Origin of the sequence: Peptoclostridium acidaminophilum DSM 3953, assembly GCF_000597865.1 — a bacterium.
Classification (GTDB): domain Bacteria; phylum Bacillota; class Clostridia; order Peptostreptococcales; family Peptostreptococcaceae; genus Peptoclostridium_A; species Peptoclostridium_A acidaminophilum.
The window spans coordinates 1,432,164-1,449,526 of the sequence record NZ_CP007452.1 but is presented as its reverse complement, the minus strand read 5'-3'; the positions used below and the strand labels follow the sequence as shown (position 1 = coordinate 1,449,526).

The following is a 17,363-nucleotide window of genomic DNA, read 5'->3' as shown; positions in this document are numbered from 1 at the left end:
ATACAATTCGTACCCATACAATTTATATAAATTTCAGACAGCAAGCAAGAAGTGTATAATACTGGAGGAAACTGTGTTAATCCGCAGGGTAATTGGATATAATGGAAATGGTAGTATGGTCACGGCGAAGCACAGGAAAAACAACAAAGATTAAGAGGAGATATAAAATGGGATTGGGACTTACCAATAGATTGAAAAGCATTGTGCTTGTAATAGTAGCTGCGGCAATTTTGTCGTCATGCTCTTTTGTGGAGAATGAAGGCCTTATGCAGGTACATTTTATAGATGTGGGTCAGGGAGACTCTACGCTTATAATGTCACCCGATGGGAAAACAATGCTCATAGATGCGGGAGACAATTCGGCGGGAGATGTTGTCGCGAATTATTTAAAAAAGCGGGGCGTAAGCACTATAGACATACTTGTGGGAACCCACCCGGATGCCGACCATATAGGCGGACTCGACACAATAATAGACAGCTTCGAAATAGTTGATTTCTATATGCCCAGAAAGTCGCATACCACAAATACATTTCTTGACGTGCTTAATGCAGCCAAAAGAAATGGCCTCAAGGTGAAGGAGGCTAAGGCGGGAGTCGATTTCAAGCTTGGCAGTGAGGTTAAGGGGAAATTTTTAAATCCCAGGAGCACATATTCAGACGACAACAACCTCTGGTCGGCTGTTGCAAGGCTTGAATACTCGGATAAGAGTTTCCTGTTTATGGGAGACGCAGAGGTGCAAAACGAGCTTGAAATTCTGGGAGCAGGCGAAAATATCGACAGCGACTTAATCAAGCTGGGTCATCACGGGAGCTCGACATCATCTAGCGAGGAGTTCATAAAGGCTGTATCACCCGATGTGGCAGTAATATCTGCAAAGCTCAAAAACAGCTATGGGCACCCGCACAAGGAGACGCTCGAGCTGCTGAAGGCGCAGTCGATTCTGATATATCGGACAGACGAGCAGGGAAGCATTGCATTCTACTGTGACGGCAAAAAAATATGGGCAGACAAAAAACAGGGTACATACAATTATTACGGGGAGGGGAAGTAGGTGATGCGAGGCGTGATTGACAGGTTTGAAGGCGAAGTTGCAGTTGTGGAGCTCGAAGACGGGAGATTTGTCGAAATAGGAAGGGAGCTGCTGCCTGAGAATGCCAGGGAAGGCGACTCACTTGTAATAGAAGGAGAAAAAGTGTCAATAGATGCTTGTGATACAAAAGACAGAAAAGAAGAGGCTGAAAAGTTGATGAATGAGCTTTTTGAGTGAAGAAAAATTTTCAATAAAAAAAGAATGGCTTAGGAGCCATTCTATATTGCCATAAGATTGTTTACAACTACAGAAGCCATTACAAGACCTGCAGCGGAAGGAACGAACGATATGCTGCCCGGTGATGGTTTTTTAGAACCTTCAGGGATAAAAGCCATCACCTCTTGTGGTTTTTCAGTGGAGTAAACGACTTCCAGTTTTTTAACTCCCCTGGATTTCAGCTCTTTTCTCATGACCCTTGCAAGCGGGCACATTGTAGTCTTGTATATGTCACTTACGCTTATCTTTGTAGGGTCCAGCTTGTTGCCCATGCCCATTGAGCTGATTATGCGAATATCTCTGAAATAGCATTTTTCTATGAGATCCAGCTTGGAGGAAACCATGTCTATGGCGTCAACTACATAGTCATAGCTACCGCTGAGTATGGCTTCGGAAGTATCGCTGTCGTATCTTGCTGCGAAGGCATCAACGCGGGTGATAGGGCTAATATCAGCTATTCGCTCTCTCATTACTTCAACCTTGTTTTTTCCGACTGTGCTATGAAGCGCAATTATCTGCCTGTTAATATTTGTCACGTCAACGGAGTCCTTGTCGACGAGTGTAAGATGGCCTACGCCGGCTCTCGCCAGCGCTTCTGCGGCAAATCCGCCCACGCCTCCTATTCCAAGCACAAGCACGCTGGAATTTCTGAGCTTGTTTAAATTTTCGCTGCCAATTAGCATTTCTGTTCTTTGAAAAACAGAATCTGTCATAATACTCCTCCAGTCAAATTCATGTATGTCTATATATATTTTATCATTTATATGACAAAAATTGCAATTGGGATTATTGTGCATTTATTATGGTAAGAATATATAAAGCATGAAACTATTTCTTGGGGGAGGTGCGGCGTGAACAGGATTTCGGGGATAGGCGGCGACAGGATAAAGATATTCGATGTTGAGAGAAAAACAGTAAGCGGTTCAGTAAGGGATGTTGATGCCATTAAAAGCGTCGGAAAGGTAAAGAATGAAACTGCAAATGCAGGCCAGAACTATACCATTGAAAGCGACACCTTCTATGAGCATCTTAAGAAGGCAAAAAAGAGCATGGACGATTTTTCGGTGAGTGAATACAGTATCAAGAAACAGATCAGGGACACGCCGGGTGAGTGCGACGACTTGTACGGAAAGATAGTGGAGGCTATAAACAATATAAACAGTGCAATAAAGACGATAAAGGTCATGGATTCGTTTGCGGGCGGATACGGCTTCAAAAAGGTGGCTGCGCTTTCCGATAAGTATAGCCACATAGCAAAGCTTGGAATAAGCTTTATGGATTCAAAATTTGTAATAGATGAAAAGCTGCTCAGGCAGTCGCTGGAAAACGGGACAATGTCGGCTGAAACCATATTTGATCCGGAGTTGGGGCTTTTGAAAAAAGTACATAGCATTTTGGAAAATGCGAAAACTGACATAATCAATTTTCTGCACGGCAGCGGGGGACTGTTCGACAAAAAGTTGTAATATAATTTGCGGGTGATGTCATGAGCTATTTTACAAGAAGGCCAATAGCAGCAATATTTATCGCTTGCATTTTGATATGCATTGCCTATACGGGCGCAGACAAACGGAATACAGGCGATGCAGCCAAATCCGGTGTGAATATAAGGGGGACGGTTGAAAATGTTGCGCTCAAGGAAAGGTGCAATGAATATAAAATCGGGCCATATTTAATCTCAGATTACGGCAGGCAGAAGGAATACAAGATGGGGGATGTGCTTGACGTGAGAGGAAGGCTCAAGAATTTCCGGGAAATAAGCATAGAAGGCTTTGACTACGGAAGAGTTCTAAGAGCCAAAGGCTATACGTACGTTGTGTATGCCAGCTCCATAGAATACATAGGCGTTGAGAAGAATCTGTACTTTTATTCGGGTATAATAAAGGCTCGGGTTTACAAAAATATAGAAATGATATTTGGATCCCGCGCTCCGTTTTTAAAGGGAATTCTCTTCGGTGACAAATCAGCGATGGACAGCGAGCTTTTGGATGCATTTTCAGACACGGGGATAATGCATATTTTCGCAGTTTCGGGACTCCACGTTGGAATAACGTGCGCAATGATATCGTTGCTGCTGAAAAAAGCAGGGAATACGCTCAGGGTGTTTGGAATCACTTTGTTTTTGATAATGTATGCATTCATGACGGGTTTCACACCTTCGGTTACAAGGGCGGCCCTATTTTTCATAATAAGTGAGATTGCCTTTTTCGCAGGATGCGAGTATGATCTCAAGTGTGCGCTTTACGCGACCGCAATAGTGCTGATGCTGAAAAATCCCTATGTGATATACGACGCGGGATTTTTGCTCTCGTTTTCAGCAGTATTTTCCGTATGCTCGTTTTATGATTTGTTGCAAAAAAAAGTAGGATTCGCTCCTCTTTCAATGACTCTGAGCGCTAACATGATGACATGGCCAGTTACATATGCTGTATTCAAGAATGTATCGCTGATATCGCCTGTAGCAAATGTACTGGTGGTTCCGCTGGTGCCTTTGCTCATGGCAGGCTCGCTTTCATGCATTTTTTTGTCTTTTGTAAGCTTAAGGTCTTCTATTTTTGTATCGGAAATTGTAATATTAATTGTAGACTACAGCGCAATAGTATCAATGAAGCTTTCTGACATGAGTTTTGCGAGCATGAAAGTAAGTGAGCCGTCAATGCCGCTTGTGATTATATATTACATGGCAGCAGTGGCATTCGTCATATATTATGAATCGCGCAGGGTAAAGGAGCAAATGAATGCAGCTAAAGGATATGAATAGGCAGATAGAAGAGAACAGGATTAAACCGGCATACCTCTTGTACGGCAGAGAAGTGTATATTATAGAAGAAATAATACACAAGCTGAAAAGCACACTGATAAAGGATTTTGCAGAGTTCAACATGGCTATACTTGACGGGTCTGAAACGAGCCTTTCAAAAATAAAAGAGGCATGCGAGACCCTGCCGTTTATGGACCAGAGAAGACTAGTGCTTGTAAAGGAAACGGAGCTGCTAAAGGGCAAACGCAAAATTTTTTCGGAGGAACAAGAGGCGGAGCTCATTGAATATCTAGCCAGCATCCCCCAGACAACGGTGCTTGTGTTTTCGGTGCATGGTGATATCGACGGCAGGAGGAAGCTGGCAAAGGCTTTTACAAAGCTTGGAACTTCTCTCGACTGCGACAAATTGCGCGGCAACGAGTTGATAAGCTGGGCCAAGGCTCAGTTTGAAAGCAGAAATATGATCATAAGCATTTCTGATATAGTATATTTTCTGAAGCTGTCTGATTACGAGAGCAAGAATTCTCAGAAGACGTTGCAGGATATAGAAAACGAGATGATGAAAATATGCTCGTACATTTCGCCCGGCAACGAGGTTACAAAAGCCTCAATTGAAAAGCTTGCAGCGGTTTCCCTTGAAAACGACATATTCAAGCTTATAGACTGCATAGGAAAAAAACAGGCGGCGGAGGCGATAAAGATATTCGACGAAATGACGGTGCAGGGAACCTCAGCAATGATGGTGCTCTCAATGATAGCCAGGCAGCTAAGACTAATGCTGCAGACAAGGGAGCTCAAGGAAGCGGGCTATTCGCCGAAGCAAATAGCGCAAAAGCTTGAGATACATCCTTTTGTGGCAGGCAAGGCCCTCTCTGAGGGAACGGCTTTTTCAGGCAATCAGGTATCAAGAGCCATAGACGAGTGCGCACAGACCGATTTGAATATAAAAAGCGGGCTTATAGGCGAAAGGATGGGGATCGAGATTCTCATAGCCGAGCTTTGTCTCAAAAAATAGAAAAACCCCAGGCTTACTGGGGATTTTTTTCGGGGAATATCGAAATGGGGTGTTGAGACTTTATCCAGATCAAATAGATTTACTACTTTCCAGACACAGCCGCGTTAAGCTTGTCTGCAAGCTGAGAAACCTTTCTTGCCGCTGCGTTCATGTGTATTGTTCCTTTTGCAGCTGTTTGATAGAGCTTCTTTTCAGCGAATCTGAATCTTGAAGTAGCCTCATCTATGTTGCCAGCAGTTATAGCTTCTTCAAATCTTCTTATAGCAGTTTTAACTTCAGACTTTCTTATCTTGTTAGCCAGAGTTTTCTTTGCTATAACCTTTATTCTCTTCTTAGCTGATTTAATATTAGCCAAATTGTTCACCCCCTACTTTATTTACTTAATAAATTTCAACAAAGACAATTTTACCAAATAAGCAATAAAAAATCAAGGAAAATTATATATCTAAAATTGCACCTGAATAACAGTTTACTTGATAATAGGCGGGCCTATATGTATAATAAAAATTAGTCGAAAAACACTCATGAAGGGAGATTATCATTTAATGTACAACCAAAGCAGGATACGAAACTTCAGTATTATTGCTCACATAGATCACGGGAAATCAACTCTTGCTGACAGGCTCATAGAATATACGGGGCTTCTGTCGCTAAGGGAGATGAAGGCTCAGCTTCTTGACAACATGGATCTTGAAAGGGAAAGAGGAATAACAATAAAGCTTCAGAACGTGAGGCTAACCTACAGAGCAGATGACGGAGAGGATTATGTGCTAAACCTCATAGACACTCCGGGGCACGTGGATTTCAACTACGAGGTTTCAAGGAGCCTTGCAGCCTGCGAAGGCGCATTGCTGATAGTCGATGCGGCGCAGGGCGTTGAGGCCCAGACTCTGGCTAACGTATATCTTGCACTTGACCAGGACCTTGAGATTGTACCGGTGATAAACAAGATAGACCTGCCAAGCGCAAGGCCGGAGGAAATAAAGACTGAAATAGAGGAAATAATTGGCCTTGAGGCTCATGATGCGCCTTTGATTTCAGCCAAGGAGGGTCTCAACATCAAAGATGTGCTCGAGGCAATTGTTACGAAGGTGCCGCCGCCAAGCGGCGACTATGACAAGCCGCTCAAGGCACTCGTGTTCGATTCATACTACGACAGCTACAAGGGCGTAGTTGGCTATATAAGGGTGTTCGAGGGCAAGCTGAAAAAGGGCATGAAGATAAAGATGATGGCCACAGGCAAGATGTTTGAAGTAACTGAGGTAGGTGTTATGGCTCCCGGCCAGACCCCTGTGGACGAGCTGAGAGCGGGAGAGGTTGGCTACGTGGCTGCAAGCATAAAGGAAATCAGAAGCTGCCGCGTTGGAGATACAATAACCGACGCCGACAATCCCACACCAGATCCACTTGCAGGCTACAAGAAGGCGATTCCGATGGTTTACTGCGGAATTTATCCTGGAGAGGGAGAGAAATATGAAAACCTCAGGGACGCGCTTGAAAAGCTTCAGGTAAACGATGCTGCGCTTGAATACGAGCCGGAGACTTCGGCGGCGCTGGGCTTTGGCTTTAGATGCGGTTTCCTGGGACTTCTTCACATGGAGATAATGCAGGAAAGGCTCGAGCGGGAGTTTGACCTGGACATAATAACTACGGCGCCGTCGGTTCTGTACAAGGTGTATATGAACAGCGGCGAGATTATAATGATACAAAACCCTTCGGATCTTCCGCCGGCAACAGAAGTGTCGCATATAGACGAGCCGATAGTGAAGGCCGACATAATAGTGCCTTCAGATTACGTTGGGGCGGTTATGGAGCTTTCCCAGGAGAGAAGGGGCAGCATGATAGACATGGAGTATATAGACACAAAGAGGGTAATGCTCCACTACGAGCTGCCGCTGAATGAGGTCATATACGATTTCTTTGACGCTCTAAAGACAAGGACAAGAGGATACGGCTCGTTCGACTACGAGTTCAAGGAATATAGAGAATCCGATCTTGTAAAGCTGGATATAATGATAAACAAGGAAAAGGTGGATGCGCTTTCTTTCATAGTGCACGAGAGCAGAGCCTACAAGAGGGGCAAGGCCATGTGTGAAAAACTTAAGGAAGAGATACCAAAGCACCAGTTCATTATTCCTATACAGGCTTCAATAGGAAACAAGATTATAGCGAGAGAGACAATAAGCGCTTACAGAAAAGACGTGCTTGCAAAATGCTATGGCGGAGACATATCTCGTAAGAGAAAGCTTCTTGAAAAGCAAAAAGAGGGCAAGAAGAGAATGAGACAGGTAGGTTCTGTCGAGGTTCCTCAAAAGGCGTTCATGTCAGTGCTTAAGGTTGAAAAATAAAAATTGGGCTATGCCCAATTTTTATTTTTATGCCAGGGGAGGCAATCGATATGGGAATAGGACTATACGTGCACATTCCGTTTTGCATAAAAAAATGCAGCTACTGCGACTTCAATTCGTTTTGCGTGGAAAACGTAATTGACGAAAGGAAGGTATACACAAAATATCTGCTTAAGGAGCTGAGCATGCATGCATGCAGGCTAAAGGACAAGTCGCTGAGCAGCATATTCATAGGCGGGGGAACTCCCAGCCTGCTCCATTCAAGTGAAATGTCAGAGCTTATGGATGAGATACACTCGAGTTTTGACGTCGAGCCCGGAGCTGAAATCACAATGGAGGCGAACCCAAAGACCTTGAGCGAAGCCAAGCTAAAGGACATGAGGAGCATTGGAATAAACAGGCTCAGCATGGGGCTGCAGGCCGCTCAAAACCGCTTGCTGGAGCTTCTGGGCAGGATTCACACATATGAGGATTTCGTTGAAAATTATAATCAGGCCAGGAAGGCGGGCTTTGAAAACATAAGCATAGACGTTATGTTTTCGATTCCAACACAGACACTAGGCGAGTGGATGGACACTCTCGGCAATGTCACAAGACTGGAGCCGGAGCACATCTCTGCATATTCGCTCATAGTTGAGGAAGGGACCAAGGTGCAAAGCCTTATCGAACAGGGGATACTGAGTGAGCTCGACGAAAAGACGGACAGGAGGATGTACCATGCATGCAGGAGCATGCTCTTCAAAAAGGGATACGCCCAGTATGAAATATCCAACTTTTCAAAATCGGGTTACGAGTCGAGACATAACATAATGTACTGGAAGTGCGGAGACTACCTCGGTGTAGGCCCCGGTGCGCACTCGTATATAGACGGCAAAAGATTTTCTGACTTCGAAGGCTTGGGAAAATACTTTGAAAGCATAGACAAGGGCTTCCTGCCGGTTGAGGGTGAAAAAACACTCTCCCTGGCAGAAAAAATCGAAGAAGCCATGTTCATGGGGCTTAGAATGAACGAAGGCATTGACATGCGGGAGCTTTCAAAAAAGCTAGGAGCAGATTTGAACGGAATATATGCTGAGAAGGTTGAAATGCTGATAAGCCGCAAGCTGCTTAAAAGGATTTATAAGGATGAACGTGAAATGATTGCCCTGACTAACAGAGGCATTGATCTTAGCAACTCTGTTTTTGTGGAATTTTTGCTTGAAGATGAAGCTCAGTAATAATCTTGACAAAAAAAACTAATAGTGATATTTTAAAAAAGAAGACGCTAGCACTCTTGTGAGCCGAGTGCTAAAAAACAGACGCAGAAGCCTTTTTACAAACATAGGGGTGTTTTGTCATTATGAATTTGAGTGGACGAAAGTTAAAAATACTTGAGGCCATAATAAACGATTATATATTCTCCGCGGAGCCCATTGGCTCCAAGAGTGTTTCGCAAAATCATGACCTCAATATAAGCGCAGCCACAATAAGAAATGAAATGTCAAATCTCGAAGAGCTGGGATATCTGGCGCAGCCACACACGTCGTCTGGAAGAATTCCTACAGAAAAGGGCTACAGGCTCTATGTCGAGAGCATGATGCAGGAAGGGATACTGGACGGGAAACAAAAAAGGGCTATAGATGATTCGCTTTTCAGAAAACATGGCGAGGTCCAAAAGCTCCTCGACGATGCGCTTAGGCTCATGTCTGAGTTTACCAGCTATACGGCAGTAGCCCTGACACCCAAGTTCAACGAAAGCAAAATCAGGAATCTCCAGCTTGTATTTGTGAGCGCAAGCAGCATAATGCTCATAGTAGTTATGGAGAGCGGGATCATAAAGAATCTGATTCTGAATACGAAGCTTGAAATAAGTCAGGACAAACTCAACATAATATCATCAATGCTAAACGAGAGGCTTTCTGGAAAAACAATAGAGCAGATTGACTCTGGATTCATAAGCTATCTGAAGACAAAAATATATGAATACAGCGAATTCCTGGATCAGCTGCTTGAAGGCATAGGCATGAATTCTCCAGTGCTTGAGGATATAGAGATACTTGCTGAAGGAAAGACAAACATACTCGACTTTCCTGAATTCAACAATATATCGAAGGCAAGGGCTTTTTTTGACATGCTAAGCCAGAAGGATACAATGCAGCAGATATTAAATTCAGCTGGAATTCAAAGGGAGAACATAAACATACTTATTGGGGCAGAAAATCTATGCGACATTTCCAGGGATTGCAGCATCTTGACAGCAACATACAAGCTGGGCGACAAGACCATAGGGAAAATAGGAGTTATAGGCCCTACGAGGATGGATTATTCGAGAGTATTTTCAATCATGAATTATGTCTCTCAAAGGTTGGACAGTTTTATAAAAAGTGAATTTTAAGGGGTGTGAAAATTGGAGAACAAAAAAGAGTTTGAACAAGCGGTGGACGATCAGCAGGAGCAAGTTGCCGAATGCGAGATGCTTGAAGAGGAATTTGCGCCGACTGAGAGTGAGCTTGAAGAGGAATTTGCGCAAGTGAGCGACCCAAGGGACATCGAAATCCAGGAACTAAAGAATACTCTCCAGAGACTTCAGGCCGACTTTGTCAACTTCAAAAGAAGGGTTGAAAAAGAAAAGGACCAGATTTCGGTTTTCGCAAACGAAAAGATAATGACCGAGCTCCTGCCGGTAATAGATAATCTGGAAAGGGCGCTGATTTCGTGCGCCGAGCATGAAAAGGAAAGCTCGGTATACAGCGGAGTGGAGCTTGTTCTCAAGCAGATGACAGACACACTTGGCAAATTCGGGCTAGAAAAGATAAGCGCTGTGGACTGCGAATTCGACCCGAACGTTCATCACGCAGTGATGAACGAAGAAAGGGACGGTGTGGAATCAGGCATAGTCGTAGAGGTGTTTCAAAACGGCTACAAGTTATCAGACAAGGTCATAAGGCCTTCGATGGTAAAGGTATCAAAGTGATAAACTGTATATTGCAGTTGAACAAATAAAGATTACATCATAAATCTCAGAAATCAATTATTTTAGGAGGAATGGTGACATGGGAAAAATTATAGGAATTGACCTTGGAACGACTAACTCGTGCGTTGCAGTTGTAGAAGGCGGAGAGCCTGTAGTAATAACTAACGCAGAAGGCCTTAGGACTACTGCTTCCGTAGTGGCGTTTGGCAAGGATGGGGAAAAGATAGTTGGAGAGCCGGCAAAAAGGCAGGCTGTTACAAATCCAGAAAGAACTATAATGTCTATAAAAAGAGAGATGGGAAGAGACCATAAGGTTCACATAGACGGCAAGGATCTCTCGCCACAGGAGATATCTGCTATGATACTCCAAAAGCTTAAAACCGATGCAGAAAGCTATCTTGGAGAGCCTGTAAACGACGCTGTAATTACAGTGCCGGCATACTTTACTGACGCCCAAAGACAGGCGACAAAGGATGCGGGAAGAATTGCAGGGCTTAACGTAGTGAGGATAATAAACGAGCCTACTGCCGCAGCTCTTGCTTACGGACTAGACAAGGCGCACGAGGAGCAAAAAATACTCGTATTCGACCTTGGCGGAGGAACATTCGACGTTTCGATACTAGAGATAGGCGACGGAGCTATAGAGGTTCTTGCTACAAGCGGAAACAACCACCTTGGCGGGGACGACTTCGACCAGAGGCTTATGGATTATATAGCTGACGAATTTAAAAAGGCTGAAGGCGTTGACCTTAGAGCTGACAGGATGAGCCTTCAAAGAATAAGAGAGGCTGCAGAAAAGGCAAAGAAAGAGCTCTCTAGCGTCATGACAACAAACATAAACCTGCCTTTCATTACTGCTACCAATACAGGACCTAAACACCTCAATATGGACATAACAAGAGCAAAGTTCAACGAGCTGACTGCAGATCTTGTGGAAAAGAGCATGGAGCCTACAAGAAACGCACTTAAGGATGCAGGGCTTCAGCCTTCAGACCTTGACAAGGTGCTTCTTGTTGGAGGTTCAACTCGTACGCCGGCAGTTCAGGAAGCCATAAAGAGTCTTCTAGGGATAGAGCCTGACAAGGGCATCAATCCGGACGAGTGTGTTGCTGTGGGAGCTGCAATACAAGGTGGTATACTTGGCGGCGAAGTAAAGCACGATCTGCTGCTGCTCGATGTGACTCCGCTTTCGCTTGGAATAGAAACTCTGGGTTCAGTAATGACAAAGATTATTGAAAGAAACACTACAATACCTACCAAGAAGTCACAGGTGTTCTCGACTGCGGCCGACAATCAGACGGCAGTTGATATACACGTACTCCAGGGAGAAAGATCTATGGCTTCTGACAACGTGACTCTTGGAAGATTCCAGCTCACAGACATTCCTGCGGCACCAAGGGGAATACCACAAATAGAAGTTACATTCGACATAGATGCCAACGGCATAGTTCACGTTACGGCAAAAGACCTTGGAACAGGAAAGCAGCAGGCCATAACAATAACATCATCTACAAACCTTACAGAGGATCAGATACAGCAAAAGGTTAAAGAGGCTGAAATGAACGCGGCAAAGGACAAGGAGAGAAAAGACAGGATTGAAGCTGTAAACCATGCAGAGTCAACAATATATCAGACTGAAAAGACACTCAAGGAAGTTGAAGGCAAAGTCTCTGATGCAGATAAGAAGGCGGTTGAAGAGGCAATAGAAGAGTTAAGAAAAGTCAAGGACAATCAGGATTCAAGCGCAGAGGCTATACAAAAAGCTATGGAAGAGCTTATGAACAAGATGCATCCTATTTCGCAAAAGCTTTATGAGGAAGCTTCAAAGCATGCAGGTGATGCACAAGCAGGAGCTGCAGGCGAAGGGCAAGCTTCAGGCAAGGCCGATGACGTAGTGGATGCGGACTACGAAGTAGTTGACGATGAGAAATAATTTGAATGGCTTGTGGTTTTCCACAAGCCATTATTTCGGCAAGGCGGTGACGGTTATTGAGTAAGAGGGATTACTATGAAACGCTCGGGGTGTCAAAGGACGCCGATGAGAAGGAGATAAAAAAGGCATACAGAAAGCTTGCCATGAAGTACCACCCTGACAAGAATGCAGGCGACAAGGAGTCGGAAGAAAAGTTCAAGGAAATAAACGATGCTTACCAAGTGCTCTCAGACCCTCAAAAGCGAAGGGCGTATGACCAGTTCGGGCATGCCGGAGTGGACGGAAGCGGATTCGGCCAGGGTGGCGGCTTTGGCGGAGGCTTTGGAGGCTTTGAAGACATATTCGGCGACGTGTTCGGAGACATGTTCGGTGGAGGTTTTGGAGGGAGCGCCAGAAGGAGAAACGCACCTCAAAAAGGAAACGACATCAGATATGATGTTCGAATAAAATTTGAAGAAGCGGCATTTGGTGTCGACAGGGAAATAAAAATAGACAGGCAGGAAGAGTGCGAGGTTTGCGGCGGAAGCGGCGCTAAGCCGGGCACTTCAAGAAAGACTTGCCCGACATGCGGCGGAAGCGGCGAGATAAAGACTTATAAGGATACGATGTTTGGCAGAATGGTAAGTGCTACAACTTGCCACACCTGCAGGGGCGAAGGCACAATAGTTGAGCAGCCGTGCGAGAACTGCCAGGGCAGAGGAAGGGTAAGAAAGACTAAGAAGATTGAAATAAAAATCCCAGCCGGCGTTGACGACGGCTCGGTAATAAAACTTTCAGGAGAGGGCGAACCCGGCCTAAGGGGCGGCCCAAGAGGCGACCTTTACGTAGCCATATCAGTCGAGCCGCATATGCTCTTCAAAAGGGACGGCTATGACATATACTATGACATACCTATAACGTTCGTTCAGGCGGCTCTGGGCGATGAGATAGAAGTGCCTACCCTCGATGGCAAGGTCAAATACAAGGTGGCCGAGGGGACTCAGTCGGGAACAGTATTCAGACTAAAGGGCAAAGGCGTGCCTCACCTTAGGACCGGAGCAAGAGGAGACCAGTATGTCAAGGTCATAGTCGAGGTTCCAAAGAACCTTTCGGAAAAGCAAAAAGACATACTAAGGGATTTTGCAAAGGAGACCGGCGAGGAAGTCCACGAGCAGAAGAAGGGCTTTTTCGAGAAGGTAAAAGACAAACTGAAATAGAGCTTTCTTTTTAGAAAGTTCTATTTTTTATATGTTTCAAGCAGACATAAAATATGGCAAAAAAAAACCGTATGTTATATAATATTTAAAGCAATTCATACCTGAAAAATACTTTTTTAAGGAAGGGATCTCTATGAAATGGACCGAAATAACAATAAAGACTACAACAGAAGCTGTAGAGGCTGTCACGAGTATATTATACGAGGCGGAAGTAGGTGGAATAGTTATAGAAGATCCAAATGACTTTTTGTTTCAGGAAAAGGAAGACAAGGCGTGGGACTACCTGGATGAAAACAACATATTCGACTCAGGCTACGAGGGCGTTGTAATCAAGGCTTATCTTGCTGAAGAAAAAAACGTTGTGGCCGAGCTTGAGATGATAAGGGAAAAAATAAAGAGGCTTCCTGAATACGGCCTTGAAATAGGCGAAGGCAGCGTTGAAATAAGCGAAGTGGACGACAGCGACTGGGCTGACTCGTGGAAAAAGTACTACAAGCCTACAAGTGTCGGCGAAAGGATAGTTATAAAGCCTTCATGGGAAGAATATTCCAGGGCAGAGGGAGAGCTTGTCATAGAACTTGATCCGGGCATGGCATTCGGCACAGGCACGCATGAAACTACAATGATGTGCATAACGGCACTCGAAGAATATGTAACTCCTGAAAAGACCGTGTTTGACATAGGCTGCGGCAGCGGCATACTATCGATTGTGGCGGCAAAGCTCGGAGCCCGCAAGGTAATAGGCGGGGACTTCGACGAGGTGGCTGTAAAGGTCGCACGTGAAAATGTAGTTCTCAACGGAGTCGAAGGCGCAGTGGATATAAGGCTGGGAAACCTGCTGGAGGTAGTCGAGGACAGCGCAGATATAGTTGTTGCTAATATAATAGCAGACGTCATAGTAATGCTTTCAAAGGATGTGCCAAAGGTAATAAGGCCGGGCGGGATATTCATATCCTCTGGAATAATACACGAAAAACTCGACTTAGTCCGGGAGGCACTCGTGGCAAACGGTTTTGAGATAATAAAGGTTGAGAAGCTTGGAGAATGGGCAGCTGTTGTTGCCAAAAAGGGTGAGTAGCTTTGGACAGATTTTTTGCTGACAATATAGACTATGAAAACGGGATATGCAGCATAAGCGATGAGGAAGAGGTAAAGCATATCTCAAAAGTGCTGCGGCTCAAAGAGGGAGAAAAGCTCGAGATCTGTGACGGCAGGCAAAGGGAGTTCATATGCCAGATAAGCAGTATATCAAAAAAGGAAGTGCAGCTTGAGCTCCTTGAAGAAATCCATGTACAAAGGGAACCCGGTCTCAGCGTGACGATTTATCAGGGACTGCCCAAGGCTCAAAAGTTTGAACTCATAGTTCAAAAGCTTACAGAGATAGGGGTTTCAAGAATAGTTCCACTTGAGACGGCCAGAAGCATTGTAAAGCTGGATTCAAAGAGCGAGCTCAAAAAAGCGGACAGATGGGAGAAAATAATCCTGGGCGCCGCAAAGCAGAGCAAAAGAGGCGTATTGCCAAGCCTTGAGCAGCCAATGAGCATAGCTCAGGCCATAAATGACATAGAAAGGAACGATGTAAACATCGTCCCATACGAGAATGAGAGGGCCAATCCAATAGGAAGCGTGCTAAGGAACCTTGAGGAAAGGCCGGAAAGCATAGGTATATTCATAGGACCCGAAGGTGGCTTCGAGGAGTTTGAAATCGAAATGCTTTCAGCAAAAGGCGTAATTCCTGTGACTCTTGGAAACAGGATACTGCGCACAGAAACGGCGGCAATTGTGAGCTCGGCCATAGTGCTTTACGAGCTTTCGGATTTAGGAGGAGTTGTGTAATTTGAAGGATATTAACAGCGAGCGCCCGAAAACAGTAGGAATATTGACTCTAGGGTGCAAGGTCAACCAGTATGAGACAACGGCCATGGAGGAGCTTTTCAGAAACAGCGGCTACACTGTTGTGGATGCGAATGAAAAGGCTGACATATACATCATAAATTCATGCACAGTAACCCACATGAGCGACAAGAAGTCGAGGCAATTTCTGCGAAGGGCAAGGCGCATGAGTCCTGATGCAGTTATAGCAGTGACGGGATGCTATTCTCAGGTGGCTCCCGACGAAGTTATAAGCATACCGGAGGTAGACGTCATAGTGGGGACTAAGGACAAGTCCAGGATAGTCGAGATACTCGAGAGCGCAATGCCTGGCGAGAAGCTGAGCAGAGTGGAAGACGTAATGAAGCCAATGGAATTCGAAGAGATGCATATAGAGGGCGCAAGCGGCAAGACAAGGGCGTTTGTAAAGGTGCAGGACGGCTGCAACAGGTTCTGCTCTTATTGCATAATACCATACGCCAGAGGAAGCATACGAAGCCGCCGCATAGACAACATAGTAGATGAAGTCAGCCGCCTTGCCAAGTTAGGATTCAAGGAGATAGTGCTGACAGGCATAAACGTTGCATGTTATGGACAGGACCTCAAGACGTCAGGCTTCCTGGATGTAATAAAGGCTGTGCATTCAATAGGCGGTATAGAAAGAATCAGGATGAGCTCAGTAGAGCCCGACATGCTCACAGACGAGTTTATATATGAGCTCTCAAAGCTGGAAAAGGTATGTCCGCATTTCCACCTATCAATACAAAGCGGCTGCAATGAAACGCTTTTAAGGATGAACAGAAGATATACGACCGAAAAGCTTAAAGCTATAATTGGAAAGCTCAGGGAGAGCTTCAACAATGTGGCGCTCACAACCGATATAATCGCAGGCTTTCCGGGTGAGACAGACGAGGAATTCGAAGCTACATATGAATTCCTAAAGGAAGTCAAGCTTTACCAAATGCACATATTCAAGTATTCTCCGCGCAAGGGTACACCTGCCGCCGCTATGGGCGATCAGGTTGATCCTCAAAAAAAGCAGGAAAGAAGCGAGCGGCTCATTTCGCTTTCAAGCTCTAATCAGCGCGAGTTCATGGAAAAAATGATAGGAGAGACTGAAAATGTGCTTTTCGAGCAGATGGCAGGCGAGGGCATTTTCGAAGGGCATACCTCCAATTATGTCAAGGTGTGTGCAAGCAGCGTGACGGACATTGAAGGCAGTATGCAGAAGATTGAGCTAAGTGAAGTAAAGGGCGAGCATATACATGGAATAATAAAGCAAGAGTATACAACAAAATAATTTGGGAGGTGGCTTTTGTGAACAGCTGCATTTTTTGCAAGATAGCAAGCGGAGAAATTCCTTCAAACAAGGTGTATGAGGATGAAAAGGTCTTGGCTTTCAGGGATATAAAGCCAGTGGCGCCCCTACACATACTGGTCGTGCCCAAAAAGCATTATGTCAGCATAATGGACATACCGGCCGAGGATATGGACATAACAGCCCACATTTGCTCTGTAATACAAAAGATTGCAATTGACGAGGGTATAGCTGCCGACGGTTTCAGGGTCGTAATAAACTGCGGCAAAAACGGCGGCCAGGAGGTCGACCATCTCCACTATCACGTGCTTGCCGGAAGAAACCTTACATGGCCTCCAGGTTAAAAAAGGGTTGAAGAAGTACATGATTTGTATTATAATGACTAGGTACGGAATTCATCAATTTTCACAGCTTATTCAATGCTATAATTGAAGCAGTATTGTTAGTAATGGAGGGAGGGAAGAGAATGCCAGCAGAAATAAAAATCAAAGAGAATGAGACTTTAGATAGCGCTCTTAGAAGATTTAAACGTGAATGTGCTACATCTGGTATACTGTCTGAGATAAGAAAAAGAGAACATTACGAAAAGCCTAGTGAGAAGCGTAAGAAACTAAAGGCCGGAAGAAAAAAGAAAAGCAAATAGTCTTGTAAGAGGTGAAT

The 17,363-nt window shown here is 44.8% G+C and carries 18 protein-coding genes; 16 read left to right on the top strand and 2 right to left on the bottom strand.

The window, feature by feature from the left end; genetic code table 11:
• Positions 1 to 167: 167 nt before the first annotated feature.
• Both EAL2_RS07240 and EAL2_RS07235 read left to right on the top strand, forming a co-directional pair.
• The gene (locus tag EAL2_RS07240) at positions 168 to 1,052 is read left to right on the top strand and encodes a ComEC/Rec2 family competence protein (RefSeq protein WP_025435732.1); all 885 of its coding nucleotides are present in this window, start codon (positions 168 to 170) and stop codon (positions 1,050 to 1,052) included.
• A gap of 3 nt (positions 1,053 to 1,055) precedes the next feature.
• The gene (locus EAL2_RS07235; protein ID WP_038602561.1) at positions 1,056 to 1,268 is read left to right on the top strand and encodes a DUF3006 domain-containing protein; all 213 of its coding nucleotides are present in this window, start codon (positions 1,056 to 1,058) and stop codon (positions 1,266 to 1,268) included.
• 41 nt (positions 1,269 to 1,309) lie between these two features.
• On the opposite strand, the gene EAL2_RS07230 is transcribed toward EAL2_RS07235, so the two are convergent.
• Complete coding sequence (locus EAL2_RS07230; protein ID WP_025435730.1) at positions 1,310 to 2,020, bottom strand: tRNA threonylcarbamoyladenosine dehydratase; 711 nt, start codon at positions 2,018 to 2,020, stop codon at positions 1,310 to 1,312.
• 138 nt (positions 2,021 to 2,158) lie between these two features.
• Here EAL2_RS07230 and EAL2_RS07225 point away from each other — a divergent pair, with 138 nt between their 5' ends.
• The 3 genes from EAL2_RS07225 to holA are packed head-to-tail and all read left to right on the top strand — an operon-like array spanning position 2,159 to position 5,083.
• Positions 2,159 to 2,773, top strand: a complete 615-nt coding sequence (locus EAL2_RS07225) for a hypothetical protein (protein WP_025435729.1) — start codon at positions 2,159 to 2,161, stop codon at positions 2,771 to 2,773.
• Positions 2,774 to 2,793: 20 nt separating this feature from the next.
• On the top strand, positions 2,794 to 4,068 hold the full coding sequence (locus tag EAL2_RS07220; RefSeq protein ID WP_025435728.1) for a ComEC/Rec2 family competence protein: 1,275 nt from the start codon (positions 2,794 to 2,796) through the stop codon (positions 4,066 to 4,068).
• Positions 4,046 to 5,083 carry a DNA polymerase III subunit delta gene (gene holA / locus EAL2_RS07215; protein WP_025435727.1) on the top strand — a complete coding sequence of 346 codons (1,038 nt, stop codon included), beginning with the start codon at positions 4,046 to 4,048 and terminating at the stop codon, positions 5,081 to 5,083. The genes EAL2_RS07220 and holA overlap by 23 nt, the downstream gene beginning before the upstream one ends.
• A gap of 82 nt (positions 5,084 to 5,165) precedes the next feature.
• On the opposite strand, the gene rpsT is transcribed toward holA, so the two are convergent.
• Positions 5,166 to 5,438: a 30S ribosomal protein S20 gene (gene rpsT, locus EAL2_RS07210; RefSeq protein WP_025435726.1), complete on the bottom strand. Its 273-nt coding sequence runs from the start codon at positions 5,436 to 5,438 to the stop codon at positions 5,166 to 5,168.
• A gap of 190 nt (positions 5,439 to 5,628) precedes the next feature.
• Here rpsT and lepA point away from each other — a divergent pair, with 190 nt between their 5' ends.
• The 11 genes from lepA (at position 5,629) to rpsU (ending at position 17,346) form a co-directional block, all read left to right on the top strand.
• A complete protein-coding gene (gene lepA / locus EAL2_RS07205; RefSeq protein ID WP_025435725.1) occupies positions 5,629 to 7,431 on the top strand; it encodes a translation elongation factor 4 in 1,803 nt (600 codons plus the stop codon).
• 50 nt (positions 7,432 to 7,481) lie between these two features.
• Complete coding sequence (gene hemW, locus EAL2_RS07200) at positions 7,482 to 8,648, top strand: radical SAM family heme chaperone HemW (protein WP_038601929.1); 1,167 nt, start codon at positions 7,482 to 7,484, stop codon at positions 8,646 to 8,648.
• Positions 8,649 to 8,776: 128 nt separating this feature from the next.
• Positions 8,777 to 9,805, top strand: a complete 1,029-nt coding sequence (gene hrcA / locus EAL2_RS07195) for a heat-inducible transcriptional repressor HrcA (RefSeq protein WP_207641136.1) — start codon at positions 8,777 to 8,779, stop codon at positions 9,803 to 9,805.
• Positions 9,806 to 9,817: 12 nt separating this feature from the next.
• Positions 9,818 to 10,384, top strand: a complete 567-nt coding sequence (gene grpE, locus EAL2_RS07190; RefSeq protein WP_025435722.1) for a nucleotide exchange factor GrpE — start codon at positions 9,818 to 9,820, stop codon at positions 10,382 to 10,384.
• Positions 10,385 to 10,463: 79 nt separating this feature from the next.
• Positions 10,464 to 12,317 (top strand): molecular chaperone DnaK, encoded by a 1,854-nt coding sequence (gene dnaK, locus EAL2_RS07185; RefSeq protein WP_025435721.1) that lies wholly within the window; start codon positions 10,464 to 10,466, stop codon positions 12,315 to 12,317.
• A 56-nt stretch (positions 12,318 to 12,373) separates the two neighbouring features.
• Positions 12,374 to 13,513 carry a molecular chaperone DnaJ gene (dnaJ, locus tag EAL2_RS07180; RefSeq protein ID WP_025435720.1) on the top strand — a complete coding sequence of 380 codons (1,140 nt, stop codon included), beginning with the start codon at positions 12,374 to 12,376 and terminating at the stop codon, positions 13,511 to 13,513.
• A 133-nt stretch (positions 13,514 to 13,646) separates the two neighbouring features.
• The gene (gene prmA, locus EAL2_RS07175) at positions 13,647 to 14,591 is read left to right on the top strand and encodes a 50S ribosomal protein L11 methyltransferase (RefSeq protein ID WP_025435719.1); all 945 of its coding nucleotides are present in this window, start codon (positions 13,647 to 13,649) and stop codon (positions 14,589 to 14,591) included.
• Positions 14,592 to 14,593: 2 nt separating this feature from the next.
• The gene (locus EAL2_RS07170; protein ID WP_025435718.1) at positions 14,594 to 15,349 is read left to right on the top strand and encodes a 16S rRNA (uracil(1498)-N(3))-methyltransferase; all 756 of its coding nucleotides are present in this window, start codon (positions 14,594 to 14,596) and stop codon (positions 15,347 to 15,349) included.
• A gap of 1 nt (position 15,350) precedes the next feature.
• Positions 15,351 to 16,685 carry a tRNA (N(6)-L-threonylcarbamoyladenosine(37)-C(2))-methylthiotransferase MtaB gene (gene mtaB / locus EAL2_RS07165; protein ID WP_025435717.1) on the top strand — a complete coding sequence of 445 codons (1,335 nt, stop codon included), beginning with the start codon at positions 15,351 to 15,353 and terminating at the stop codon, positions 16,683 to 16,685.
• 17 nt (positions 16,686 to 16,702) lie between these two features.
• Positions 16,703 to 17,047 carry a histidine triad nucleotide-binding protein gene (locus tag EAL2_RS07160; protein ID WP_025435716.1) on the top strand — a complete coding sequence of 115 codons (345 nt, stop codon included), beginning with the start codon at positions 16,703 to 16,705 and terminating at the stop codon, positions 17,045 to 17,047.
• 122 nt (positions 17,048 to 17,169) lie between these two features.
• Positions 17,170 to 17,346, top strand: a complete 177-nt coding sequence (rpsU, locus tag EAL2_RS07155) for a 30S ribosomal protein S21 (protein WP_025435715.1) — start codon at positions 17,170 to 17,172, stop codon at positions 17,344 to 17,346.
• Positions 17,347 to 17,363 lie beyond the last annotated feature (17 nt).

What these genes read in the sequence shown, in the direction of transcription:
- prmA (WP_025435719.1), top strand. Translation starts at nt 13,647, where the DNA reads ATGAAATGGACCGAAATAACAATAAAGACTACAACAGAAGCTGTAGAG.
- EAL2_RS07235 (WP_038602561.1), top strand. Translation starts at nt 1,056, where the DNA reads ATGCGAGGCGTGATTGACAGGTTTGAAGGCGAAGTTGCAGTTGTGGAG.
- EAL2_RS07220 (WP_025435728.1), top strand. Translation starts at nt 2,794, where the DNA reads ATGAGCTATTTTACAAGAAGGCCAATAGCAGCAATATTTATCGCTTGC.
- dnaK (WP_025435721.1), top strand. Translation starts at nt 10,464, where the DNA reads ATGGGAAAAATTATAGGAATTGACCTTGGAACGACTAACTCGTGCGTT.
- rpsU (WP_025435715.1), top strand. Translation starts at nt 17,170, where the DNA reads ATGCCAGCAGAAATAAAAATCAAAGAGAATGAGACTTTAGATAGCGCT.
- EAL2_RS07230 (WP_025435730.1), bottom strand. Translation starts at nt 2,020, where the DNA reads ATGACAGATTCTGTTTTTCAAAGAACAGAAATGCTAATTGGCAGCGAA.
- hemW (WP_038601929.1), top strand. Translation starts at nt 7,482, where the DNA reads ATGGGAATAGGACTATACGTGCACATTCCGTTTTGCATAAAAAAATGC.
- EAL2_RS07240 (WP_025435732.1), top strand. Translation starts at nt 168, where the DNA reads ATGGGATTGGGACTTACCAATAGATTGAAAAGCATTGTGCTTGTAATA.
- lepA (WP_025435725.1), top strand. Translation starts at nt 5,629, where the DNA reads ATGTACAACCAAAGCAGGATACGAAACTTCAGTATTATTGCTCACATA.
- holA (WP_025435727.1), top strand. Translation starts at nt 4,046, where the DNA reads ATGCAGCTAAAGGATATGAATAGGCAGATAGAAGAGAACAGGATTAAA.